The sequence below is a fragment of the Tistrella mobilis genome (assembly GCF_039634785.1).
GTDB lineage: Bacteria > Pseudomonadota > Alphaproteobacteria > Tistrellales > Tistrellaceae > Tistrella > Tistrella mobilis.
Map to the genome: position 1 here is coordinate 323,849 of NZ_JBBIAB010000001.1, position 21,273 is coordinate 345,121.

Genomic DNA, 21,273 nt, shown 5'->3' on the forward strand with positions numbered 1-21,273 from the left:
GGCGTTCACCGGGAAAGACGACGGGTGGTGTCGACCGGGCCAGGGATGTGAACCGGGCGGCACGCCGGGAACCGATCCGGCGGCCGGGCATTTGCGTAAGTTGCAGTATCTTTACGCAACCGCCACGCCTTCGGATCGCTTGTCGCCTGTCGATCGTCCCGACCGGCACCCACCGAAGGGCAGGGCAGGGGAGAAGGACCACCAGGATGGACATGCCACCCGCCGATGCCGTCCCCGCCGCCCGAAATCCGGTGACGGAGAACGGAACCGTCACCGCCGGGGCTGGTTCCGCCGCGACCCGTCTGTCTGCGCTGCGTCCCCACCATCCTGTCGGCCGGCCGGCCCGGCCCCATCCCGTGCGTCTGGATGCGGCCGCGGTCTGGGACGGGCTGCTGGCCCTTGCCGTAGCACCCGATCTGCCGGCGGGGCTGGCGCTCGGGCCCGACGGCCGGCTGGTGCCGGCGGCGACGCCGCTTGCCGCCGATGCGGTGCTGCTGGACGATCATGCGGACGAGCCCGCCATGCGCTGGGCGACGCGGATCGAGCTGGACCCGGCCGCCGCCCGGCTGCTCGACCTCTATCTTCCGGTGCTCCGCCCTGCCCCGGCCGACCGGCCGCGGGTCTCGGCCCATCTGGCCCAGAGCCTGGACGGCCGCATCGCCACCACCAGCGGCTGTTCGCAATGGCTGTCGGGCGAGGAAGACCTTGTTCACGCCCATCGCATGCGTGCGCTTTCCGATGCGGTGCTGGTCGGCGCCGGCACCGTCGAGGCCGATGACCCGCGCCTGACCGTGCGCCTGGTGCCCGGTCCCAACCCGGTCCGGGTGGTGATCGATGCCGGCGGGCGGCTCGAAGCCGGCCACAAACTGTTCGGGGATGGGGCCGCCCGCACCCTGGTTCTCCATGCCGCCGACATCCCGCCCCCGCCGGCGACCGATCAGGTCGAGCCGGTGGCCGTGCCGCGCCGGCCCTGCGGCACGCTGGATCCGCATCAGGCGCTGCGGCAGCTGCGGGCCCGCGGCATCCGCCGGATCTTCGTCGAAGGCGGCGGGGTCACGGTCTCCAAGCTCATTCAGGCCGGCGCGGTCGACCGGCTGCAGATGGCGATCGCGCCGGTGCTGCTCGGCTCGGGCCGGCCGGTGCTGTGCCTGCCCGAAATCGACCATCTCGACCAGGCCATCCGCCCGCCGGTCCGCCATTTCATCATGGGCGCCGACATTCTGGTCGAATGCTGCCTGGATCTTCTCCCGCGCAGTGCCGGAGGACATCCCGGATGATGACCCGCGCCATCTGGACGGTCGGCCCCGGCCGTTTCGAGATCCGCACCGGCACGCTTGCCGCCGACACCACCGGCATGATCGAAGTCCGCGCCCTGCAAAGCGCCGTCAGCCGCGGTACCGAGCGCCTGGTCGCCGGCGGTCTGGTGCCGGAAAGCGAATACGAGCGGATGCGCGCGCCGCTTCAGGAAGGCGACTTCCCCTTTCCGGTGAAATACGGCTACGCCATGGTCGGGCTGGACCCGAAGGGCGATCGCGTCTTCGTGCTCCACCCCCATCAGGACCGGTTTCTGGCCCCGGCCGCCATGCTCCGCCCGGTGCCCGAGGCGGTCCCCACCGCCCGGGCGGTGCTGGCCGCCAATATGGAAACCGCGGTCAACGTGCTCTGGGATGCCGGCGCCGGGCCGGGCGACCGGATCACCGTGGTCGGCGCCGGCCTGGTCGGCCTGCTGATCGCCCGTCTGGCCCGCCGGCTGCCCGGGGCGGTGGTCGAGATCATCGACCGCGATCCCGGCCGGGCGGCGGCGGCGGCGGCACTCGACCTGCCCTTCCGCGCGCCCGATGCCGCCGCGCCCGATCGCGATCTGGTGATCAATGCCAGCGCCTCGGCCGCCGGGCTCGATCTGGCGCTCGACCTCGCCGGCATGGAGGCGCGGGTGGTGGAGGCCAGCTGGCATGGCGACCGCGAGACCCCGATCAATCTGGGCCGCGCCTTCCACGCCCGGCGTCTGAAGCTGATCTCGTCCCAGGTCGGCCAGGTCTCGGCCGGCCGGCGCGCACGCTGGAGCCATGCCGACCGGCTGGACCTGGCGCTCCGCCTGCTCGACGATGCCGCATTGGATGCGCTGGTGGTCGACGAGGTCGCCTTCGCCGCCGCCCCCGCCCGGCTCGCCACCCATCTCTGCGGGCCGGATCCCGATCTGCGCGGCACGGTGCTGCGTATCGTTTATTGATCCACGCTCTCTCCCCTCTCCGCCCCCTTATCTGAGGACCTGCACCCGATGTTCACCCTCGGCGTCCGCGACCATGTGATGATCGCCCACAGTTTCCGTGGCGAGATCTTCGGCCCGGCCCAGCGTCTGCATGGCGCAACTTACGTGGTCGATGTCGAATTCAAGCGGCGGGCGCTCGACGATGACGGGCTGGTGGTCGATATCGGCCTGGCCCATCAGGCGCTGAAGGCGGCGCTGGAGCCGCTGGCCTATCGCAATCTCGATGATCTGCCGGAATTCGCCGGGCAGAACACCACCACCGAATTCCTGGCCCGCCACATTCATGGCCGGATGGCGGCCGCGATCGATGCCGGCGATCTTGGGGCCTCTGCCGCCGGGATCGATGCGATCCGGATCGTGCTGCATGAAAGCCATGTCGCCTGGGCCGCCTTCGAGGGCCCGGTCGGCGATGCCGCCCGCGCCGGCTGAAGGCTGCCGCAGGCATGCTGGACCCTGTCGATCTTCTGCTTGCGGTGCCGGGGCCGGTCGACCTCGCCACCGGCGGCTATGTCTATGACCGTCGGATCATGGCGGCTGCCGCCGGGCTTGGGGTGGTCGTCGAAACCCTGGCCCTGCCCGGCGGGCCGCCGCCGGTCGGGCCCCCGGCGCTCGCCATGCTCCGCGACCGGCTGGCCGCCGGTCCGGTCCGGGCGCTGCTGATCGACGGTCTGGCCCTGCCGGGGCTGGCGCCGCTGCTCGACGAGATCACGCCCGCGGGCAGCGGCGGCCCGCGGCGGATCGCGCTGGTCCATCACCCCTGTGCGCTCGAAACCGGCCTTGCGCCCCAGGTCGCGGCCGATCTGGCCCGGCTGGAACGCGCGGCGCTCGCCCGGGTGGATGCGGTGGTGGCCACCAGCCCCGCCACGGCGGCCCTGCTGCGTGACCAGCGTTGGACCGATCTGCCGGTGCAGGTGATCGAGCCCGGCCTGTCGGTGGAGCCCCTCCCCCATCAGGCCGCCCGGGACGGCGCGCTGCGCCTGCTGACGGTGGCCAGCCTCACGCCCCGCAAGGCCCATGAGGATCTGGTGGCGGCGCTTGGCCAGATCGGCCGCGATCATGACTGGCGGCTGGATCTCGTCGGCCCCGACACGCTGGACCCGCCCCATGCCGCCCGGGTGCGCGCGGCGATCCGGGCCGCCGGGCTGGGCGACCGGATCCACCTGCATGGCGTGCTGTCGGGCGACGACCTTGCCCGGCGTTATGCCGCGGCCGATGTCTTCGTGCTGCCCTCGCGCTTCGAAGGCTATGGCATGGCCTTCGCCGAGGCCCTGGCCGCCGGCCTGCCGGTGGTCGCCGCCCGGGCCGGCGCGGTGCCGGAGCTGGTGCCCGACAGCGCCGGGATCCTGGTGCCGCCGGGCGATATCGATGCGCTGGCCGATGCCCTGCGGCGGCTGATGGCGGATGCCGGGCTTCGCGGGCGTCTGGCCCGGGCCGCGGCAGAGGCCGGCGCCCGCCTGCCCCGCTGGCCCGATCAGGCCCGGCGGCTGGCGACCCTGATATCGGAGGTCTGATGGGGTTCGATCCCGATTGGCTGGCGCTGCGCGCCGGTTTCGACACCGCCGCCCGGGCGACGGCGCTTGAGGCACGGCTCGCCCGCCATCTCGCCGGCCGGCACGACGTCAGGGTGGTCGATCTGGGGGCGGGCACCGGTGCCGGGCTGGTGCATCTGGCGCCAAGGCTGGGGGCGCAGCTCCGCCAGTCCTGGTGTCTGGTAGAGCGTGACCCGGTGCTGATCGCCGCCGGCCGCGCCCGGCTGGCGGTCCAGCCCGAAGCCGCGGATGTCACGGTCGATTGGCTGGAGGCGGATCTCGCCACCGCCGATCTGGCCCCGGTTCTGGAAGGTGCCGATCTCGTCCATTTCACCGCCCTCATCGATCTGGCCGGGCGCGTCTGGCTGGAGGATCTGGCCGGCGCCCTGGCCCGGTCCGGCGCGCCGGTTCTGGGCGCCCTCACCTGGGACGGGCGGATGGTCTGGGATCCGGCCGCCGCCACCGATGCGGATGCGGTGGCGGGCTTCGCGCGTCATCAGCGCCGCGACAAGGGGCTGGGCGGCCCCGCGCTCGGGCCCGATGCGGCGCCGTATTTTGCCGAGGCGCTGCGGCGTCATGGTTTCGAGGTGACACTCGCCCGCTCCGACTGGGTGATCGGCCCCGACCATCCGGCGATGCATCAGGCGATGGTCGACGGCGTCGCCGGGGCCCTGGTCGATCTGGTCGATGGCGGCGAGGCGCCGGCCGGGCTGGTCGCCGATTTCCGGGCCGGCCGCGCCGCCGCGGGCCCCGGGCGGCTGGTGGTCGGGCATCTGGATCTGCTGGGCATTCCGCCCTCTCCTGCCTGATCCGGCCCCTGCCTGATCCGACACGTCCCCGATCCAACACTTGCCTGATCCGGCAGGGGCCCCGTAAAACCTTGGGGGACGCCATCGACGGAAAGCGCCGCCCATGACCGCCCAGAAGCGCATCCTGCTGATCGACGACGATCCCCTGCTGCGCCAGACGCTTGCCGAGCAGCTGGCGCTCTACGAGGAATTCGCCATCGAAGAGGCGGCGAGCGGTGCCCAGGCGCTGGAGAAGGTCAAGGCGGGGCTGAAATCCACCCCCCATGACCTGGTCATTCTGGATATCGGCCTGCCCGATCTGGACGGGCGCGAGGTCTGCCGGCTGATGCGCCGCGCCGGGCTGAAGGCGCCGATCGTGATGCTGACCGGTGCCGATACCGAGGCCGACACCATTCTGGGCCTGGATGCCGGGGCGAACGACTATGTCACCAAGCCCTTCCGCTTTGCGGTGCTGCTGGCCCGGGTTCGTGCCCATCTGCGCCAGCATGAACAATCCGACGATGCGGTTTTCGCGATCGGCCCCTATCAGTTCCGCCCGGCGGTGAAGATGCTGGTCACCGAAGACGGCCGGCGCAAGATCAGGCTCACCGACAAGGAAGCCCAGATCCTGAAATATCTCTACCGCGCGGGCGACAAGCCGGTGCCGCGCGACCGGCTGCTCGACGAGGTCTGGGGCTATAATGCCGGGGTCGCCACCCATACGCTGGAAACCCATATCTACCGCCTGCGCCAGAAGATAGAGCCCGACCCGGCCAATGCCCGGCTGCTGATCACCGAGGCCGGCGGCTACCGGCTCAATCTCTGATATCCTTCAGGTCCTGACCGCCGCGGCCGCGATCTCGCGCACCAGCCGGCGCAGCCAGCGGTGGCCGTCATCCTCGCGGTGGCGGATATGCCAGGCCATGTGGCCGGGGAAACGGCCCAGATCCGCGGGCGGCTCCAGCACCTTCAGCCGCGGGTCGCCGGCCAGCCTGCGGCAGATCGCGGTCGGCAGGGTCGCGCAAAGATCGGTGGCGGCGACCAGTTCCGGGATGGCGAGGAAATGGGTCACCGAGACCGCGACCTCGCGCTCCAGCCCCAGCCGTTCCAGCACCTGGAACAGCCCCACTTTCAGCCGGCCGGGCGGCAGCAGGTTCACATGGCGCAGCCGTTCAAAGGCGGCGCGATCCAGCCTGTCCCCCGCCGCATCGGGGTGGTCGGCGCGCAGCACGCAGGAAAGCCCGTCGGTCAGGATTTCCTGCACGACCAGCGTGTCCGGCGGATCGACGATCCGGCCCAGCGCCAGGGCGGTATCGCCCGCAAGAAGCCCGGTTTCGGCCAGATCCGCGCCGAAGGGCAGCACGCGGAGCCGCACCCCCGGCGCCTCTGCCTGAACCCGCGCCACCAGCGCCGGCAGCAGCACGAATTCGGCATAGCTGTTGGCCGAGATCACGAAGCTGCGCCGCGCGGTTGCGGGGTCGAAACCCTGTGCCGCCAGCACGGCATCGTCGATTCCGGCCAGCGCCCTGGTGATCGCCGGGGCCAGCGCCAGGGCCTTTTCGGTCGGCCGCATGCCATAGCGCTCACGCACGAACAGCGGGTCGCCGATCAGCGCCCGCAGCCGGGTCAGCGCCCCGCTCACCGCCGGCTGGGTCATGCCCAGGCGATGGGCGGCGCGGGTCACGCTGCCTTCGTCGATCAGCGCGGCGAAGATCCGCATCAGGTTCAGGTCATACATCATCAGATATCATTCTAGCTGATATCTGGCATTGGTGCCGCGAATTTGAATCTGCCCGGGCCCCGCGCCACCTGAAGGATCGACCAGGACACATCATCACCCCCATCGATGAAGGGCCGATCTCTCATGAGCCGCATTCTGTTTATCCTCACCAGCCACGACCGCCTGCTCGACGGCAAGCCCACCGGCCTCTGGCTGGAAGAACATGCCGTGCCCTTCATGGCCTTCACCGAAGCCGGGCACGAGGTCACGGTCACCTCGGTCGCCGGCGGCGACGTGCCGGTCGATCCGAACAGCACCCCCTCCCCCGATCAGGCGGCGGCCTGGGCGCCGGCGATCGCGGCGCTGAAGGACACGCCGGCCTATGACCGCATCGACACCACCGGCTTCGATGCCGTCTATCTGCCCGGCGGCCATGGCACCATGTTCGACATGCCGTTCAATCGCCGCCTGCACGATCTGCTCTTCGCCTTTGCCGATGCCGGCCGGCTGGTCGCCGCGGTCTGCCATGCACCGGCGGTGTTCGGCGACATGCGCCGTCCCGACGGCACGCCCTTCGTCAAGGGCCGCCGGCTCGCCGCCTTCACCGACAGCGAGGAAGCGGCGGTGGGCGGCACCCACAACGTGCCCTTCCTGCTCGAAACCCGGCTGAAGCAGCTGGGCGCGCTGCATGAAGGCGCTGCCGACTGGAATGTGAAGGCCGTGCAGGATGGCCGGCTGATCACCGGCCAGAACCCGCAAAGCTCGGGCGAGGTGGCGCGGCTGGTGCTGGCCGCGCTTTAAGGCGCCGGCGTCCCGTCAGATACGGCTTCCCTCAGATACGGCTTCCGTCAGACATCGTCATAGACCGGTGCCCGCTTCTCCGTCAGCGCGGCATAGCCTTCCCGCGCTTCGGCAGAGGTGAAGCTGGCGCCGATCTCCGCCACCGCCGCCGCCCGGTCCAGCCGGCCGGCGGCGATGTCGTCCAGCAGGCGCTTGAAATTGCGCACCGTCTGCGGGGCCAGCCCGGTGATGCGGGCGGCATGGGCATCGACTGCGGCGGCCAGCGCCCCCTCTTCCCCGCCGGTCAGCTGGTCCAGAAAGCCGATGCGCAGCAGCTCGTCCGCTTCCATCGGCTCGGCCAGGGCCAGCAGGCGTTTGGCGGCGGTGATGCCCAGTTTGGCGACGAAACGCTCAAGCCCCGTCACGTGATACATCACCCCGATCCGGGCCGGCGGTGCCACCGCCCGGCTGGCGGGGGTGCCGATGCGGATGTCGCAGGCCAGCGCCAGATCCACCCCGCCGCCATGGACCCCGCCGTTCAGCGCGCAGATCGTGGGCACCGCCACCCGGGCCACCCGTTCGCACAGCTTTTCCAGCGGGTTGTCGGTCCAGTCCACCCCGGCCAGATCGTCGAAGGCGACGCCGGAACAGAAGGTCCCGCCTTCGCCCGTCAACACCATCACCCGCACGCCGCGCGTGGCCTCTGCCTGATCGATCAGCCCGATCAGCGCCGGGATCTCGCGCATCAGCAGCGCATTGCGCTTGGCCGGCCGGGTCAGGGTCAGGGTGGCGCGCGGCCCCGCAATCTCCAGGCGGGCGGTCTCGATCATCCGGCAGGTCCTTTCGGGCTGGAATGGCATGGGGCTGATCGACGCATGGTTGATCGAAGCCCGCCCCGGATCAAGCCTTCAGGATGACACTGCCACCCCCGCCGCCATCCCCGCCGGTCTCGTCGGCTCAATCCCGTTTCTTGGGCGGCCGGCCGCGGCGGCGGCGCAAGGGGGAACGGCGCCCCTCGGCACCGGGCATGATACCGTCGCAGGCGTCGGCGATGTTCCGGACGGCCGCGGCCAGGGCCTGCCGCCGCCCCGGATCCTCGATCCGGGCATAGGCGACCAGCAGATCCTGAAGCTGGCGATCCTCGGTGGTGACGGGCGTGCCGGCCGACAATGTGGCGGGCGCCTCGGCCAGCTGGTCGCCGCTCAGCCAGGCTTCCAGATCCGTGCCGGTCGGCAGGCCGTCGAAGAAATAGGCGACCGGCACGCCCAGGAAGGTGGCGGCGATATACAGCCGGCCGGCGCTGATCCGGTTCAGGCCGCGTTCGTATTTCTGCACCTGCTGAAAGGTCAGGCCCAGGGCTTCGCCCAGCTGATGCTGGCTGATTTCCCGCATCTGGCGCAGGGCCAGAAGGCGCGCGCCGACATGGGCATCGATCATCTGGGCGCTGGCCGAGCGGATTTCCGGGTCGATCATCACCGGTTCCACGGGTGGCCAGTCGGGCACCCCGCCATCGGCGATCAACTGGTCCCCCGGCCCGCGTCTGCGGCCCTTCGGTGCCGATATGGTCTTCTCGACCGATATGGCCGTCCCGACCGGTATGGTCTGCCGGGTCTCCGCACCTTCCCGCATCTCGCTGCGCTTCTGTGTCGGTCTGGTCTGGCGCTTGGGGCCGTCATGCTGGTTGTCGTCGGTCATGGCCAAGGGGTCCGTTGGTCACTGTGGGGGATGGGAGGGCCGGGCATGCGGACCACCACGATCGCGGGGCGGACCGGCGGCGGCGCGCAGTCCGGCCGCCGGGCCGGGCGGGCGGCGATAGGCCAGGGCCTCGCTCAACTGGGGGCGGCCGATCCGCTCGCGGCCGGCCAGATCGGCGATGGTCAGCGCAACCCGCAGAACCCGGGTCACGCCGCGTGCCGACAGACGAAGGCGTTCCGATGCGCGCAGCATCAACTCCCGTGCCGGCCCGTCCAGGGCGGCGGCCTGATCAAGGGCCGTGCCTTCCAGCTCGGCATTGGTCATCGGCCGGCGCAGATGGGCCGGGGTGTCGTCCAGGCCGGCCAGGCCGCGATTGCGGGCATCGGCACGGGCGCGTGCCGCCAGCACCCGCGCCCGGATCGGGGCGCTCGCTTCTCCCGGGCCATGGGCCAGGATTGCGGCCGGCGGTGTCGGTGCCAGTTCGATCGTCATGTCGAAACGGTCGAGCAGCGGGCCCGAGAGGCGGCTTTGATAATCGGCCGCGCAGCGCGGCGCGCGATTGCAGGCCAGCATCGGGTCGGCGACATGGCCGCAGCGGCAGGGATTCATCGCCGCCAGCAGCTGAACGCGCGCCGGATAGGACACATGCATCGCCGCCCGCGAGACCACCGCCTCGCCGCTTTCCACCGGCTGGCGCAGGGCTTCCAGCGTCGGCCGGGCGAATTCGGGCAGTTCGTCCAGGAACAGCACCCCGCCATGGGCCAGGCTGATCTCCCCCGGGCGGGCGCGGTTGCCGCCGCCGACCAGGGCCGCGGCCGATGCCGAATGATGCGGGTCACGGAAGGGCCGGCTGATTCTGGGCCGCACCTGCCCGCGGCCGGCCACGCTTTCAATCAGGCACAGATCCAGCGATTCCGCCGGCGCCAGCGGCGGCAACAGGCCGGGCAGCCGTCGGGCCAGCATGGATTTGCCGGCGCCGGGCGGGCCGATCATCAGCAGATTGTGCCGGCCGGCCGCGGCGATCTCCAGCGCCCGCCGTGCCACCGGCTGGCCGCGGATATCGGCCATGTCGGGCAAAGGCGGCTCTCCGTCCAGCCGCGGCTCCGGCGGGGTGGGCAGCGTGCTGCGCCCGGTCAGATGCCCCAGCAGGCCCAGCAGGTCGGGGGCTGCGATCACCGCATGGCGGTCGCCCGCCCAGGCCGCCTCCTCTGCCGAGGCGGCCGGGCAGATGATCCGCCGGCCGGTTTCGGCCGCAAGCACGGCCGCCGGCAGCACGCCGGCCACCGCGGCAAGCGTGCCGTCCAGCGCCAGCTCGCCCAGGGCCAGATGGCCGTCCAGCACGCCGGACGGCAGGGCGCCGATGCCCAGCATCAGGGCGAGCGCGATCGGCAGATCGTAATGCGAGCCTTCCTTGGCCAGGCCCGCCGGGGCCAGATTGACCAGGATGCGCCTGGCCGGCAGGGTCAGCCCCAGCCGACCCAGCGCCGCCCGCACCCGTTCGCGGGCTTCGGTTACCGCCTTGTCGCCCAGGCCGACCACAGCAAAGGCCGGCAGCCCGGCCGAGATCGCCACCTGGACCTCGACCGGGACGGCGCGGATGCCGGTGAGCGCGATGGTATCGACGCGCGCGGTCAACGGCACCGCTCCCGGTTCCGGGCTGCAAGGCCACCGGTGCATCTGTCGATCCGGGTCGGTGGATCAGTCCACAACGTCCGCACGCACGAACCCCTTCGCGACACGCCATCGGCGGGTGGCGTGTTGGCTTTCCTCAGAGTCTGTTCTACCTGATCGTTAGTCGACCACCATGATTTCGTCAATAATCATGGGGATAAAACGAAGCTATCAGAGTCATTTACAGCTAATGCGTGTTCATGCACAAGCATAAATACCTTGACGTGTAACTGGAGAGGCGAGACTACTATAACGAGCAGATTATTACTAATTTACTTCTTTGAGAAGAATTTCACCCGGTTCGGGCGGTTAAGTATGGGGAATGAACCCGGTCAGGTGGCTTCACGGTTTTGGCTGAAAATTGGCGGATGTACAGCTTTATTAATCTTCAACCCGGATGAAGGTTTATTCATACACCATGCGCGAACCTGCAGTCTGGAAAAAATATACGATGCATCAAGATCATCGAATAATCTTCGATGCGGCGATACGCGCTTCGCGCCATTTTGTCTTATCACCCGGCAGTTCAGGCAGGACTTATACCGCATGGGTTGTGCCGGACCGGCCGCAGAAGAGCCGTCCTTGTCTTGTCCATCGAAACTTTTAAATGGAACGACACAATTCAGTGTCGGAATACTCAGAAACCGCCTTGTGCCGTCGAAGGCCGGTACCGGTTCAGGCGAGCAGCGTCTCCGTCGGCTGCGGCATCCTGGCCCGGTGCAGCGCGGTTTCCAGCGCCCGGGCCAGGTCGCGCCGTTCCTCGGGCGTCAGGAAATGGCCGATGATCAGCCGCCGGCCATGGCTGGTGAGGGCCAGTTCGCGCGGGCCGAAGCCGTCTTCCTCGCCCGCATCGGGCTCCACCAGTTCCACCCGCAGCCAGTAGGGCTGAAAATCATGGGCGCGGGTGCGGCCGCGATGGTCGGTCTGTTCCACCCGCAGCCGTTCATGGGTGAGGCGCAGCCGCTCAAACGCGCGGCCGCTGATATAGCTGGCGCGGAAGCCCAGCCAGACCAGCAGGATCTCCAGCCCGCAGAAGCCGAAAACCGGCCAGGCGCCCAGCGTCATGAAATAGATGCCCATGGGCGCGAGCACGCCCGCGAGGCCGAACATCACCCATCTGAACCCGCTGGGCGGCAGGGAGCGATGGGGCGTCAGCAGCGCGTCGAAAATGAGCGGACCTTCAGGGGATGGCCGGCTCTCGTCTCTGGTCTCTGGCTGGCTCATGGCTTCAGTATATGGAGCGGCCGGGCGGCCCGCCAAGCCGTTATTCTTCAGGCACCTGGGGGCCCCTCGCCCACCCCCTCGCGCAGGGGTGCCGCACCCGCTTCCCAAGGCCCGCCCGAGCGGCTATCGTCACCGCCCATGAAGCGCGCCGATGTCGAAGAATTCTTCCGCCGTCTCTCTGCCGCCGATCCGGCGCCCGAGACCGAGCTTGCCTATGGCAACGTCTACCAGCTGCTGGTGGCGGTGGTGCTGTCTGCCCAGGCGACCGATATCGGCGTCAACAAGGCGACCCGGCTGCTGTTCCAGCAGGTCTTCACCCCGGCTGAGATGCTGGAGCTGGGGGAAGAGGGGCTGCGCACCCACATCAAAACCATCGGCCTGTTCAATGCCAAGGCGAAGAACGTCATCGCGCTCAGCCGCATTCTGGTGGAGCAGCATGAGGGCGAGGTGCCGCGCGACCGTGCCGCCCTGGAGGCCCTGCCCGGGGTCGGCCGCAAGACCGCGAATGTGGTGCTGAACGTGGCCTTCGGCGAGCCGACGATTGCGGTCGACACCCATATCTTCCGGGTCGGCAACCGCACCGGCCTTGCCCCCGGCAAAACCCCGCTCGACGTGGAGCGCGGGCTGGAGCGCCGCGTGCCGAAACACTATCGCCTGCACGCCCATCACTGGCTGATCCTGCACGGCCGCTATGTCTGCAAGGCCCGCAAACCCGACTGCCCCGCCTGCATCGTGGCCGATCTCTGCCGCTACAGGGACAAGACGCCGGGGGTGGCGGTGACTGGCGGTGTGGTCGGGCCTTCGGACGGCATATGAGGGGTTTAGATCGAGTTTACCCATTTATATCCACATTCAGATATAAATGGGTAAACTCGATCTAAACAGGTAAATTCGATAAAATCCGTCTCCTTCGGAGGGTGCAGATGGATCCGGTACGCGATCCCTTCGCACCTGGTGCCGGTACGCCGCCGCCCGAGCTTGCCGGGCGCGCGATGATTCTCGACGAGCTTACCGTCACGCTCCAGCGCATCGCCCTTGGAAAACCAGCCCAGAGCAGCATTCTCGTCGGGCTTCGTGGTGTGGGCAAGACCGTCCTCCTGGTTCGGTTGAGCGAGATTGCGGAGACGATCGGGTTTCGCACCCACCTCATCGAGGCACATGAAGAGAAGCCCCTGTCGGCGCTCATTGTCCCCGGGCTGAGGCAGATTCTGATCAGGTTGAGCGAAATCGAGCGTGCCCGGGACGCTGCACGCCGTGGCTTGCGGGTTCTGCGCAGCTTCCTGAACTCGATCAGGCTGACTTATGGTGATTTCGAGATCGGCCTCGGGATCGACCCCGAAGTCGGGTCCGCGGATAGCGGCGATCTTGAGGTCGATTTGCCCAACCTGTTCCTGGCGGTTGGTGAAGCCGCTCGTTCAGCTGGGGTACCGTTCGCGATCCTGATCGACGAGATGCAGTATCTGACGGACAAGGAATTCAGCGCGCTGATCATGGCGATCCACCGGACCAGCCAGACCAATCTGCCGCTGACCCTGATCGGGGCGGCCCTCCCCCAGATTCTGGGGTTGGCGGGTGAATCGAAGTCCTATGCCGAGCGTCTGTTCAAATATCCGAAGATCGGTGCCTTGGAGGAAAAGGATGCCCGCGCGGCCCTGCTGGGGCCAATTCGGGAGGAAGGTGCACGGATCGAAGAGGCCGCGCTGACCGCTATTCTGGAGGTCACCGAGAGATATCCGTATTTCCTTCAGCAATGGGGGCATGACGCCTGGAACGTCGCAGAACATGACATGATCACGGCAGTGGACGTGGAGGTGGCGACTGAGATTGCGATTCGCAAGCTGGACGACAATTTCTTCCGCGTCCGCTTCGATCGCTGCACGCCATCTGAAAAACGCTATATGAGGGCATTGGCCGAGTTCGGCCCCGGCACCCATCGATCCGGAGATGTCGCGGACCGGCTTGGCCTGAAGACCACCAGCGTCGGGCCGGTCCGCAACAAGCTCATCCGCAAGGGCATGATCTATTCCCCACAGCACGGTGACACGGCTTTTACCGTTCCGCTTTTCGACGCCTATATGCGGCGTGTCATCCCGACTCTCGACTGATCCCGGACGTCTGCACGGCAAAAAGGCCGGCGAAGCGATCCGCCGGCCTTTTCAATACGATCAGATGCCGCGCGAAGCGGCCGGCTCACTTGCCGGCGCGGGCGACACCTTCCTCGATCAGCCGCTTGGCGGTGTCGATGTCGTCCCAGCCGGTGACCTTCACCCACTTGCCCTTTTCGAGGTCCTTGTAGCGGGTGAAGAAATGCTCGATCTGGCGGATCAGCAGCTCCGGCAGGTCGGTATAGCTCTGGACATGGTCGTAGAGCGCCGAGACCTTCTGGTGCGGAACGGCCAGGATCTTTTCATCCATGCCGCTCTCGTCTTCCATCTTCAGCACGCCCACCGGCCGCGCGCGGATCACCGAGCCCGGCACGACCGGATAGGGCGTCACGACCATCACGTCCACCGGGTCGCCGTCATCGCCCAGGGTGTTGGGGATGAAGCCGTAATTGGCCGGGTAGAACATCGGCGTGGCGACGAAACGGTCGACCAGGATGGCGCCGCTGTCCTTGTCCAGCTCGTACTTCACCGGATCGGCGTTGGCAGGGATCTCGATGACGACATTGATGTCCGCAGGCACCGCGCGGCCGGCGGCGATCTTGGTCACGTCCATTGGTCGGGCCTCTTTCCCCGGTGGTACAGAAATGGCGATGTACACCCGGGGGTCGAGACGGGACGGCCGGGTGCGACCTCGCCGATCGATGCGCTAGATAGCACGATCTGCGGTTCTGCGCGAGACGAGCCGCAGCAGGATCAGCCCCGGAATCGCCGCAACCGTGGTTGCGAGGAAGAAGGCCGACCAGCCGAGTTCCTCGGCCATGATGCCGCTCGACGACGACAGCCAGGTCCGCGCCACCGCCATGAAGGACGACAGCAGCGCATATTGCGTGGCGGTGTAAGAGACGTTGCACAGGCTCGACATATAGGCCACGAACACCGCCGTCCCCATGCCGCCCGCCAGGTTTTCGAAGCCGATCACGGCCGCCAGCACCGCGACATCGGGGCCTGCCTCGGCCTGGACCATGAAGGCCAGGTTCGACAGCGCCTGCAGGATGCCGCAGATCCAGAGCGACCGCACGGTGCCCAGCGCCCCAAGCAGCGTGCCGCCGGCCCAGAAGCCGACCATCGAGGCCCAGAAGCCGAACAGTTTGGAAATCTCGGCGATCTGGGTCTTGTCGAAGCCGATATCGACCAGGAAGGGGTTGGTCATCACCCCGGCCAGGCTGTCGCCGAATTTGTAGAAGGCGACGAAGGCCAGGATCAGCCAGGCATGGGGCCGGACCAGGAATTCCTGGAAGGGGGCCACCACCGCGGCATGCAGCCAGGCGCCGGCACGGCCGATCGGCCCCTTTGCACCCAGCCGTTCCAGCAGCCGTCCGGCCCGGGCTTCGGCCTCGGCCGCATGGCTGCGATCCACCCGGGGTTCGGGGCCCGCCAGCACCGCCAGCACGCCCAGGCCCATCGCCGCCGCCATCACGGCATAGGCGGTGAACCAGTCGAAATAGGCGGCGAGATAAAGCGCCCCGGCGCCCGAGGCGAGCATGCCCAGCCGATAGCCGAACACCACCATCGCCGCACCGGCGCCCTGGCGGTCTTCGGGCAGGCGTTCCACCCGATAGGCATCGATGACGATGTCCTGGCTGGCCGAGGAAAAGGCCAGCAGCACCGCCCAGAGCGCGGTGGTCCAGGGGTCGGCGGCGGGGTCGGACAGCCCCAGCCCCAGCATGGTCAGGATAACCGCCGCCTGGGTCAGCAGCAGCCAGGACCGGCGGTGGCCGAACAGCCGGGCCAGGCCCGGCAGCCGCAGCTGGTCGATCAGCGGCGCCCAGATGAATTTGAGCGCATAGGGCGTCCCCACGGCGGCGAACAGGCCGATCGCCGCCTTGGAGATGCCGTCTTCCGTCAGCCGGACGCTGAGCGTGCCGAAGCTGAGCGCCAGCGGCAGACCGCTCGCAAAGCCCAGCAGCAGGATCTGGATGAGGCGCGGCTCCAGATAGATCCGCGCCCCGGCAAGGAAGCGGCTGCCCCTGCCTGTCTGATCCCTGCCCTCGCCACCATCGGGTGTCGTCATGCGGGCATCCGTCCGACGGGTGGGATCAGGCCGAAGCGACGGCGCGGGCCGCCTTCTTGCGGTCGTTGGGGTCCAGGAAGCGCTTGCGCAGCCGGATCGACTTGGGCGTCACCTCGATCAGCTCGTCCTCGTCGATATAGGCGATCGCCTCTTCCAGGCTCATGATCTTCGGCGGCGTCAGGCGGATGGCGTCGTCCTTGCCGGCCGAGCGGATATTGGTCAGCTGCTTGGCCTTCAGCGGGTTGACGTCCAGGTCGTTGCCGCGCGAATGCTCGCCGATCACCATGCCGCCATAGACCCGGGTCTGGGGCTCGACGAACAGGATGCCGCGCTCCTCCAGGTTCCACAGCGCATAGGCGACCGCCTCGCCGGTGCCGTTGGACACCAGCACGCCGTTGCGCCGGCCTTCCACCTCACCCTTGTGCGGGCCGTAATGCGAGAACAGCCGGTTCAGCACGCCGGTGCCGCGGGTGTCCGACAGGAACTCGCTGCGATAGCCGATCAGGCCGCGCGACGGTGCCATGAACACGATCCGGGTCTTGCCGCCGCCCGAGGGGCGCATGTCGGTCATTTCGGCCCGGCGCAGGCTCATCTTCTCCACCACGACGCCCGAATACTCTTCGTCGACGTCGATGTGGACTTCCTCGATCGGCTCTTCCAGCTGGCCGGTCTCGGCATTCTCGCGGAACAGCACGCGCGGGCGCGAGATCGACATCTCGAAGCCTTCGCGGCGCATGGTCTCGACCAGCACGCCCAGCTGAAGTTCGCCGCGGCCGGCGACCTCGAAGGCGTCCTTGCTCGGCAGCTCGGTCACGCGGATCGCGACATTGCTTTCCGCCTCGCGGAACAGCCGATCGCGGATCATGCGCGAGGTGACCTTGTCGCCTTCCTGGCCGGCCAGCGGGCTGTCGTTGACCGAGATGCTGACCGCCATGGTCGGCGGATCGATCGGCCGGGCGGCCAGCGGCTCGGTGATGCCGACGGCGCCGATGGTGTCGGCGACCGTGGTCTTCGACAGGCCGGCGATGGAGACGATGTCGCCGGCTTCCGCCTGGTCCACCGCTTCGCGCTTCAGCCCGTCGCTGCGCAGGATCTTGGTGATCCGCGCATCCTCGACCAGCGTGCCGTCACGGCGCAGCGCCCGGACCGCCTGGTTCATCTTCACGACGCCCGAGGCGACCCGGCCGGTCAGCACGCGGCCGATATAGGGGTCGCTCTCGATCATGGTCGCGAGCATGGTGAACGGCGCGTCGCGGTCAACATCCGGGGCCGGCACGTGGGCGACGATCAGGTCGAGCAGCGGGTGCAGGTTCTCGCCCGAGGTCACCGGCTCCATCGAGGCCCAGCCCGACCGGCCCGAGGCATAGGCCACGGGGAAGTCCAGCTGGTGCTCGTCGGCACCCAGTGCCGCGAACAGGTCGAAGACCTCGTCGAGCACGGTGTCGGGGCGGGCGTCGGGGCGGTCCATCTTATTGACCACCACGATCGGACGCAGGCCCTTGGCGAGCGCCTTGGAGAGCACGAACTTGGTCTGGGGCCGCACGCTTTCGGCCGAATCGACCAGAAGCAGGGCGCCGTCGACCATGTCGAGGATCCGCTCGACCTCACCGCCGAAATCGGCGTGGCCGGGGGTGTCGACGATGTTGAGGCGGTAATCCTTCCAGGCGACTGCCGTGCATTTGGCCAGGATGGTGATGCCGCGCTCGCGCTCGAGATCGTTCGAGTCCATCGCCCGTTCGGCGAGCTGCTGGTGGGCGCGCACGGCGCCGCTCTGCTGGAGCAGGGCGTCGATCAGCGTGGTCTTGCCGTGGTCGACGTGGGCGATGATCGCGAGATTGCGCAGGACGGTCATACGGGTCTGACAAGCCTTGAGAGACGACGGCGGCACCTCTTGTGCCGCCGTCCGCCCGCTTGGGCCCCGGTTCAGGCCGATCGCGCGACGAGATCCGCGATCGAACCGGCAGGGCGCGGGCCGATTTGGCCGATGATCCCGGCAGCCGCCAGGCCGCCGAGCCGGGCGGACCGCGCGAGATCGAACCCGTGGGTCAGCCCGTAAAGGAAACCAGCCGCATAGAGATCACCGGCGCCGGTGGTATCCACCACCGCCTCAACCGGGCTCGCCTCCACCACGACCGGCGCCCCCTCGCGGGGCACGATCACCGATCCGTGTTCGCTGCGGGTCAGCGCCGCAATCTCCACCCGGCCCGCCACCGAACGCATGGCCGCGTCGAAGTCGTCGGTCTCCGCAAGCGCGGCGATCTCGGCTTCGTTCGCGAACAGGATGTCGATGTGGTCGTCGATAAGCCGGTGGAACTCGGCACGGAAGCGGTCGACGCAGAACTTGTCGGACAGGCTGAATGCCACCCGTGTTCCATTGCGCCGTGCCGCCCGCATCGCCTTGAGGCAGGCTTCCTTCGCGGGTGCAAGATCCCACAAATAGCCTTCCACGTACAGTATTTCGGCACGCGCGACTTCGTTTTCGTCGACATCGTCCGGCGACAGGTGGACGCTGGCCCCCAGATAGGTGTTCATCGTGCGCTGGCCGTCGGGCGTGATCAGCACGAAGCAGCGCGCGGTGGGCGGGGTCGGTGCTGCGGCCGGCGTGTCGTAGGCCACGCCCAGCGCCCGGATGTCGTGGCGGAAAACCTGGCCCAGCGTGTCTTCGGCCACCCGGCCGATAAAGGCGGTGCGCGCGCCCAGCGCCGCCAGACCCGCGATCGTGTTGGCCGCCGACCCGCCCGAGCTTTCGATCGCCGGGCCCATGGCTGCATAGATCGCCTCGGCCCGGTCGGTGTCGATCAGGGCCATGGTGCCCTTGACCATGCCCTGGGCGTCGAGGAAGCCGTCCTCCGTGCGGGCCAGGATGTCCAGGATGGCGTTGCCGAGGCCGAGCACGTGATAGGTCTTCTCCGTCATGATCGGTTCGTCTTCCTCTGCGCGGAAATGAGGGGGCGCGGGCGCCCGGGGCGGGTTCAACCAGCGGCTGCATGGCCGGTCGGCGGCAGTATAGCCGCCCCGGCCCGGAAGGGCGATCCCGGGCGCGCGGCATCTCGCCGGCTTTTGCGTCGCAATGCCGATTGGGCCCTTGAGTCCCGCCCCTCCCCGTCGTATGAATTCCCTACGGTTTCGCAGGCGCACCGTAACCGGATCACGGACCGGGGGGTGCCTGCACCGGGGGGCCGGACGGGCTCCCTATCTCCCCCTCCCCGCGCTCCCCGGAGACGACCCGCGCCATGGCGCTGATCACCACCACCGTCGGACGCACGCTCGGCAATCTCGACGATGCCCGCATGTGGCGTCCGCTCGGCATCGGCATCGCAGGGTCGGCGATCCTGATGGGCGTGCTGTGGTGGCTGGCGGTGGGCTGGGTGGATGCGACCGGGCTTACCGGCATCGGCTGGCTGGACACCACCATTTCCTATGCCGGCGATTTCGCCGTCATCGTCATCTCGGCCTGGCTGCTCTTCGTGCCGATCACGTCGGCTGTGATGGGCCTGGTGATCGACGAGGTCGCCGGGGTCGTGGAGCGGCGCAGCTATCCCGGATTGCCGCCGGCCAAGGGGGCCGGGTTCTGGGCCTCGCTCTGGTCCGGCGTCAGGTTCGGCGTCTTCGCGCTTCTGCTGAACCTGCTGGTGCTGCCGCTCTATTTCGTGCCGGTGGTCAATCTGGTCCTGTTCGTCGGGCTGAACGGCATCCTGCTCAGCCGGGAATATTTCGAACTGGCGGCGCTGCGCCGTCTCGGCACGGCCGAGGCGAAGGCCATGCGGCTCCGCCACCGCACCACGCTCTTCGTGCATGGCGCCGCGGTCTCCTTCCTGTTCGCGATCCCCTTCGTGAACCTGACCGCGCCGATCATCGCCGCCGCCCTGTTCACCCATCTCTTCACCCTGATCCGGGAGCGCGAAGCCCGTGAGCTGCGCCGTCCGTAGCCAGATCGCCCGCCCTGTGGCCATCCGTCCTTTGGCCGCCCTTCTTCTCGGCCTTGCCGGCTTCGGCCTCGCCGGCTGTCAGACCACCAGCCCCGATATCGGGACGGCCCAGATCCGCCCGGCGCCCAAGCCTGCGCATGTGGCGCAGCCCTCGGGGCTGGCAGAGCTGCTGAAGCTGGATCAGAACGATCTGACCACCCGTTTCGGCCGGCCGGCGGTGGCGCGGCGCGAAGGCCAGTCGGTGTTCTGGCGCTATTCCGACAATCGCTGTGCGCTGATCCTGTATTTCCCGGCGATCGATGCGGCAAAGCCGGGCGGGGCGCGCCCCACCCATGGGGTGGTGCGCTGGTTCGGTCCGCAGACGGCGGGTGCGGGCGATGCCGATTGCGTGGCGGGGTTCGATCACGCCACCATCCAGGCCCGGCTGGCCGCGCCGGGCGTCTGAACCTGTCTAGCCGGTTGCGGGCAGCAGGTTGATCGGTTTGCCCGGGGCGTCTGCAGGCGCGGTCTCGCCTGGATAGGGTGCCAGGCCCGACGGCGGCACCGGTCCCACCGGCGTGGCCGGCACGGTCGGTGGCGGCGGCACCTCTCGCGGCGGCAGAAGCGCTGGCGTCGCCGGTGTCACGGGGATGGGGACCACCGCCTCCGTTGCGGGCATATCAGGCGTCGTCCCGGGTGCGGCCGCCTCGGGTGTGGCCGCCTTGGGGACGACGGTCGGGGGCGCCTGCACGGCGGCCTGCATCGCCTCCAGCCTGCGGCGCATCTCTTCGATCCGCTGGCGTTCCGCCGCGGCTTCATTGGGGGTGATCACCCCCAGGCGCATCCAGTCGTCGATGCGCCGGCCATGGGCCGCCAGCTCTTCGGCCGTCATCTCGTTCGGATAGGGCAGCGTTTCCGCCGGGGCGGGCGGCAGCAGGGCATCTATGATCCGGGCCTGTTCGGCCCGCGCCTCTTCGGCGGTCATCTCGCGCGCGGCGACCATCTGCTTCAGCGCCTCGAAGCGCGCCATGGTCTCGCCGGGGGTGGGGGCCGGGGCCAGCGGGTCCACGGTGACCGAGGGCGTATGCGACAGCGGCAGCAGCCCGCCCAGATTGGTCGCCCGGCGTTCCGTCGCCAGCCGGGCCGTCACCAGATCGGCGGCACGCAGCCGCTCCATGGTCTGGAAGCGCCGCACCATGCCGGCGTCCAATGCCTGGTCCACCGGGGCGGGGCCCGGCCGTGGCCGGCTGCCGGGCGGCCACACCACCGGCTGCCAGGCCACCATCTGCACCGCGGCCGGTGATTCGACCGTGATCGGCGCCTCGACGATGATCGGGTCGGTGCTCGGCAGGATCCGTTCCTCATCCGCCGGCGGTTCGGTCGTCATGGTCTCCGCGCAGCCGGTCAGGATCGCCGGCATGGCCAGCAGGGCCAGCAACAGGGCGATGGGGCGGCGCAGAAACAGGGGCATCGGGCGAACGGGTGTCATGCTCAAGAGAATAGGGTGTCCCGG

At 68.8% G+C, this 21,273-nt stretch carries 21 protein-coding genes; 11 read left to right on the top strand and 10 right to left on the bottom strand.

Going from position 1 to position 21,273, the window contains the following annotated elements:
• Nucleotides 1-206: 206 nt before the first annotated feature.
• From WI697_RS01575 to WI697_RS01600, 6 genes are all read left to right on the top strand, one after another.
• Nucleotides 207-1,277 (top strand): RibD family protein, encoded by a 1,071-nt coding sequence (locus WI697_RS01575; protein ID WP_345957155.1) that lies wholly within the window; start codon nucleotides 207-209, stop codon nucleotides 1,275-1,277.
• On the top strand, nucleotides 1,274-2,230 hold the full coding sequence (locus WI697_RS01580) for a zinc-dependent alcohol dehydrogenase (RefSeq protein ID WP_345957156.1): 957 nt from the start codon (nucleotides 1,274-1,276) through the stop codon (nucleotides 2,228-2,230). Before WI697_RS01575 ends, WI697_RS01580 begins: the two co-directional genes overlap by 4 nt.
• A 48-nt stretch (nucleotides 2,231-2,278) precedes the next feature.
• Complete coding sequence (locus tag WI697_RS01585; protein WP_062761435.1) at nucleotides 2,279-2,698, top strand: 6-pyruvoyl trahydropterin synthase family protein; 420 nt, start codon at nucleotides 2,279-2,281, stop codon at nucleotides 2,696-2,698.
• A 14-nt stretch (nucleotides 2,699-2,712) separates the two neighbouring features.
• Nucleotides 2,713-3,780 (top strand): glycosyltransferase family 4 protein, encoded by a 1,068-nt coding sequence (locus WI697_RS01590; RefSeq protein WP_345957157.1) that lies wholly within the window; start codon nucleotides 2,713-2,715, stop codon nucleotides 3,778-3,780.
• Nucleotides 3,780-4,607 carry a class I SAM-dependent methyltransferase gene (locus tag WI697_RS01595; RefSeq protein WP_345957158.1) on the top strand — a complete coding sequence of 276 codons (828 nt, stop codon included), beginning with the start codon at nucleotides 3,780-3,782 and terminating at the stop codon, nucleotides 4,605-4,607. The genes WI697_RS01590 and WI697_RS01595 overlap by 1 nt, the downstream gene beginning before the upstream one ends.
• Before the next feature lie 103 nt (nucleotides 4,608-4,710).
• Nucleotides 4,711-5,412: a response regulator transcription factor gene (locus WI697_RS01600; protein WP_062761432.1), complete on the top strand. Its 702-nt coding sequence runs from the start codon at nucleotides 4,711-4,713 to the stop codon at nucleotides 5,410-5,412.
• A 6-nt stretch (nucleotides 5,413-5,418) separates the two neighbouring features.
• Here the strand turns inward: WI697_RS01600 and WI697_RS01605 are convergent, their stop codons facing one another.
• Complete coding sequence (locus WI697_RS01605; RefSeq protein WP_062761431.1) at nucleotides 5,419-6,327, bottom strand: LysR family transcriptional regulator; 909 nt, start codon at nucleotides 6,325-6,327, stop codon at nucleotides 5,419-5,421.
• Between the two features lie 123 nt (nucleotides 6,328-6,450).
• Here WI697_RS01605 and WI697_RS01610 point away from each other — a divergent pair, with 123 nt between their 5' ends.
• Nucleotides 6,451-7,107 carry a type 1 glutamine amidotransferase domain-containing protein gene (locus tag WI697_RS01610; protein ID WP_345957159.1) on the top strand — a complete coding sequence of 219 codons (657 nt, stop codon included), beginning with the start codon at nucleotides 6,451-6,453 and terminating at the stop codon, nucleotides 7,105-7,107.
• A 47-nt stretch (nucleotides 7,108-7,154) separates the two neighbouring features.
• Here the strand turns inward: WI697_RS01610 and WI697_RS01615 are convergent, their stop codons facing one another.
• The 4 genes from WI697_RS01615 to WI697_RS01630 all read right to left on the bottom strand — a co-directional run bounded on the left by WI697_RS01615 (nucleotide 7,155) and on the right by WI697_RS01630 (nucleotide 11,676).
• A complete protein-coding gene (locus tag WI697_RS01615) occupies nucleotides 7,155-7,916 on the bottom strand; it encodes an enoyl-CoA hydratase/isomerase family protein (protein ID WP_345957160.1) in 762 nt (253 codons plus the stop codon).
• A 127-nt stretch (nucleotides 7,917-8,043) separates the two neighbouring features.
• Nucleotides 8,044-8,781 (bottom strand): helix-turn-helix domain-containing protein, encoded by a 738-nt coding sequence (locus tag WI697_RS01620; RefSeq protein ID WP_345957161.1) that lies wholly within the window; start codon nucleotides 8,779-8,781, stop codon nucleotides 8,044-8,046.
• Nucleotides 8,782-8,799: 18 nt separating this feature from the next.
• On the bottom strand, nucleotides 8,800-10,416 hold the full coding sequence (locus WI697_RS01625; protein ID WP_345957162.1) for a YifB family Mg chelatase-like AAA ATPase: 1,617 nt from the start codon (nucleotides 10,414-10,416) through the stop codon (nucleotides 8,800-8,802).
• Between the two features lie 711 nt (nucleotides 10,417-11,127).
• Complete coding sequence (locus WI697_RS01630) at nucleotides 11,128-11,676, bottom strand: DUF2244 domain-containing protein (RefSeq protein ID WP_041605079.1); 549 nt, start codon at nucleotides 11,674-11,676, stop codon at nucleotides 11,128-11,130.
• 138 nt (nucleotides 11,677-11,814) lie between these two features.
• Between WI697_RS01630 and nth the strand changes: the two genes are divergently transcribed.
• Nucleotides 11,815-12,492, top strand: coding sequence for an endonuclease III (gene nth, locus WI697_RS01635; protein WP_345957163.1), 678 nt, complete (start codon nucleotides 11,815-11,817; stop codon nucleotides 12,490-12,492).
• Nucleotides 12,493-12,599: 107 nt separating this feature from the next.
• Nucleotides 12,600-13,781: an ATP-binding protein gene (locus WI697_RS01640; RefSeq protein WP_345957164.1), complete on the top strand. Its 1,182-nt coding sequence runs from the start codon at nucleotides 12,600-12,602 to the stop codon at nucleotides 13,779-13,781.
• An 85-nt stretch (nucleotides 13,782-13,866) separates the two neighbouring features.
• On the opposite strand, the gene ppa is transcribed toward WI697_RS01640, so the two are convergent.
• The 4 genes from ppa to WI697_RS01660 all read right to left on the bottom strand — a co-directional run bounded on the left by ppa (nucleotide 13,867) and on the right by WI697_RS01660 (nucleotide 18,768).
• A complete protein-coding gene (ppa, locus tag WI697_RS01645; protein ID WP_014746965.1) occupies nucleotides 13,867-14,394 on the bottom strand; it encodes an inorganic diphosphatase in 528 nt (175 codons plus the stop codon).
• Nucleotides 14,395-14,487: 93 nt separating this feature from the next.
• A complete protein-coding gene (locus tag WI697_RS01650) occupies nucleotides 14,488-15,852 on the bottom strand; it encodes an AmpG family muropeptide MFS transporter (protein WP_345957165.1) in 1,365 nt (454 codons plus the stop codon).
• 25 nt (nucleotides 15,853-15,877) lie between these two features.
• Nucleotides 15,878-17,704 carry a translational GTPase TypA gene (gene typA / locus WI697_RS01655; RefSeq protein WP_014746967.1) on the bottom strand — a complete coding sequence of 609 codons (1,827 nt, stop codon included), beginning with the start codon at nucleotides 17,702-17,704 and terminating at the stop codon, nucleotides 15,878-15,880.
• Nucleotides 17,705-17,775: 71 nt separating this feature from the next.
• Entirely contained in the window at nucleotides 17,776-18,768 is a 993-nt protein-coding gene (locus WI697_RS01660; RefSeq protein WP_062766937.1) for an adenosine kinase, read from the bottom strand.
• 317 nt (nucleotides 18,769-19,085) lie between these two features.
• On the opposite strand from WI697_RS01660, the gene WI697_RS01665 reads away from it, so the two are divergent.
• Together WI697_RS01665 and WI697_RS01670 are read left to right on the top strand one after the other, a co-directional pair.
• Nucleotides 19,086-19,781 (top strand): EI24 domain-containing protein, encoded by a 696-nt coding sequence (locus tag WI697_RS01665; protein WP_062766934.1) that lies wholly within the window; start codon nucleotides 19,086-19,088, stop codon nucleotides 19,779-19,781.
• Nucleotides 19,762-20,226, top strand: coding sequence for a hypothetical protein (locus WI697_RS01670; protein WP_345957166.1), 465 nt, complete (start codon nucleotides 19,762-19,764; stop codon nucleotides 20,224-20,226). Before WI697_RS01665 ends, WI697_RS01670 begins: the two co-directional genes overlap by 20 nt.
• Nucleotides 20,227-20,232: 6 nt before the next feature.
• Here WI697_RS01670 and WI697_RS01675 read toward each other — a convergent pair whose 3' ends face one another.
• Entirely contained in the window at nucleotides 20,233-21,255 is a 1,023-nt protein-coding gene (locus WI697_RS01675; protein WP_345957167.1) for a hypothetical protein, read from the bottom strand.
• Between the last annotated feature and the right edge of the window lie 18 nt (nucleotides 21,256-21,273).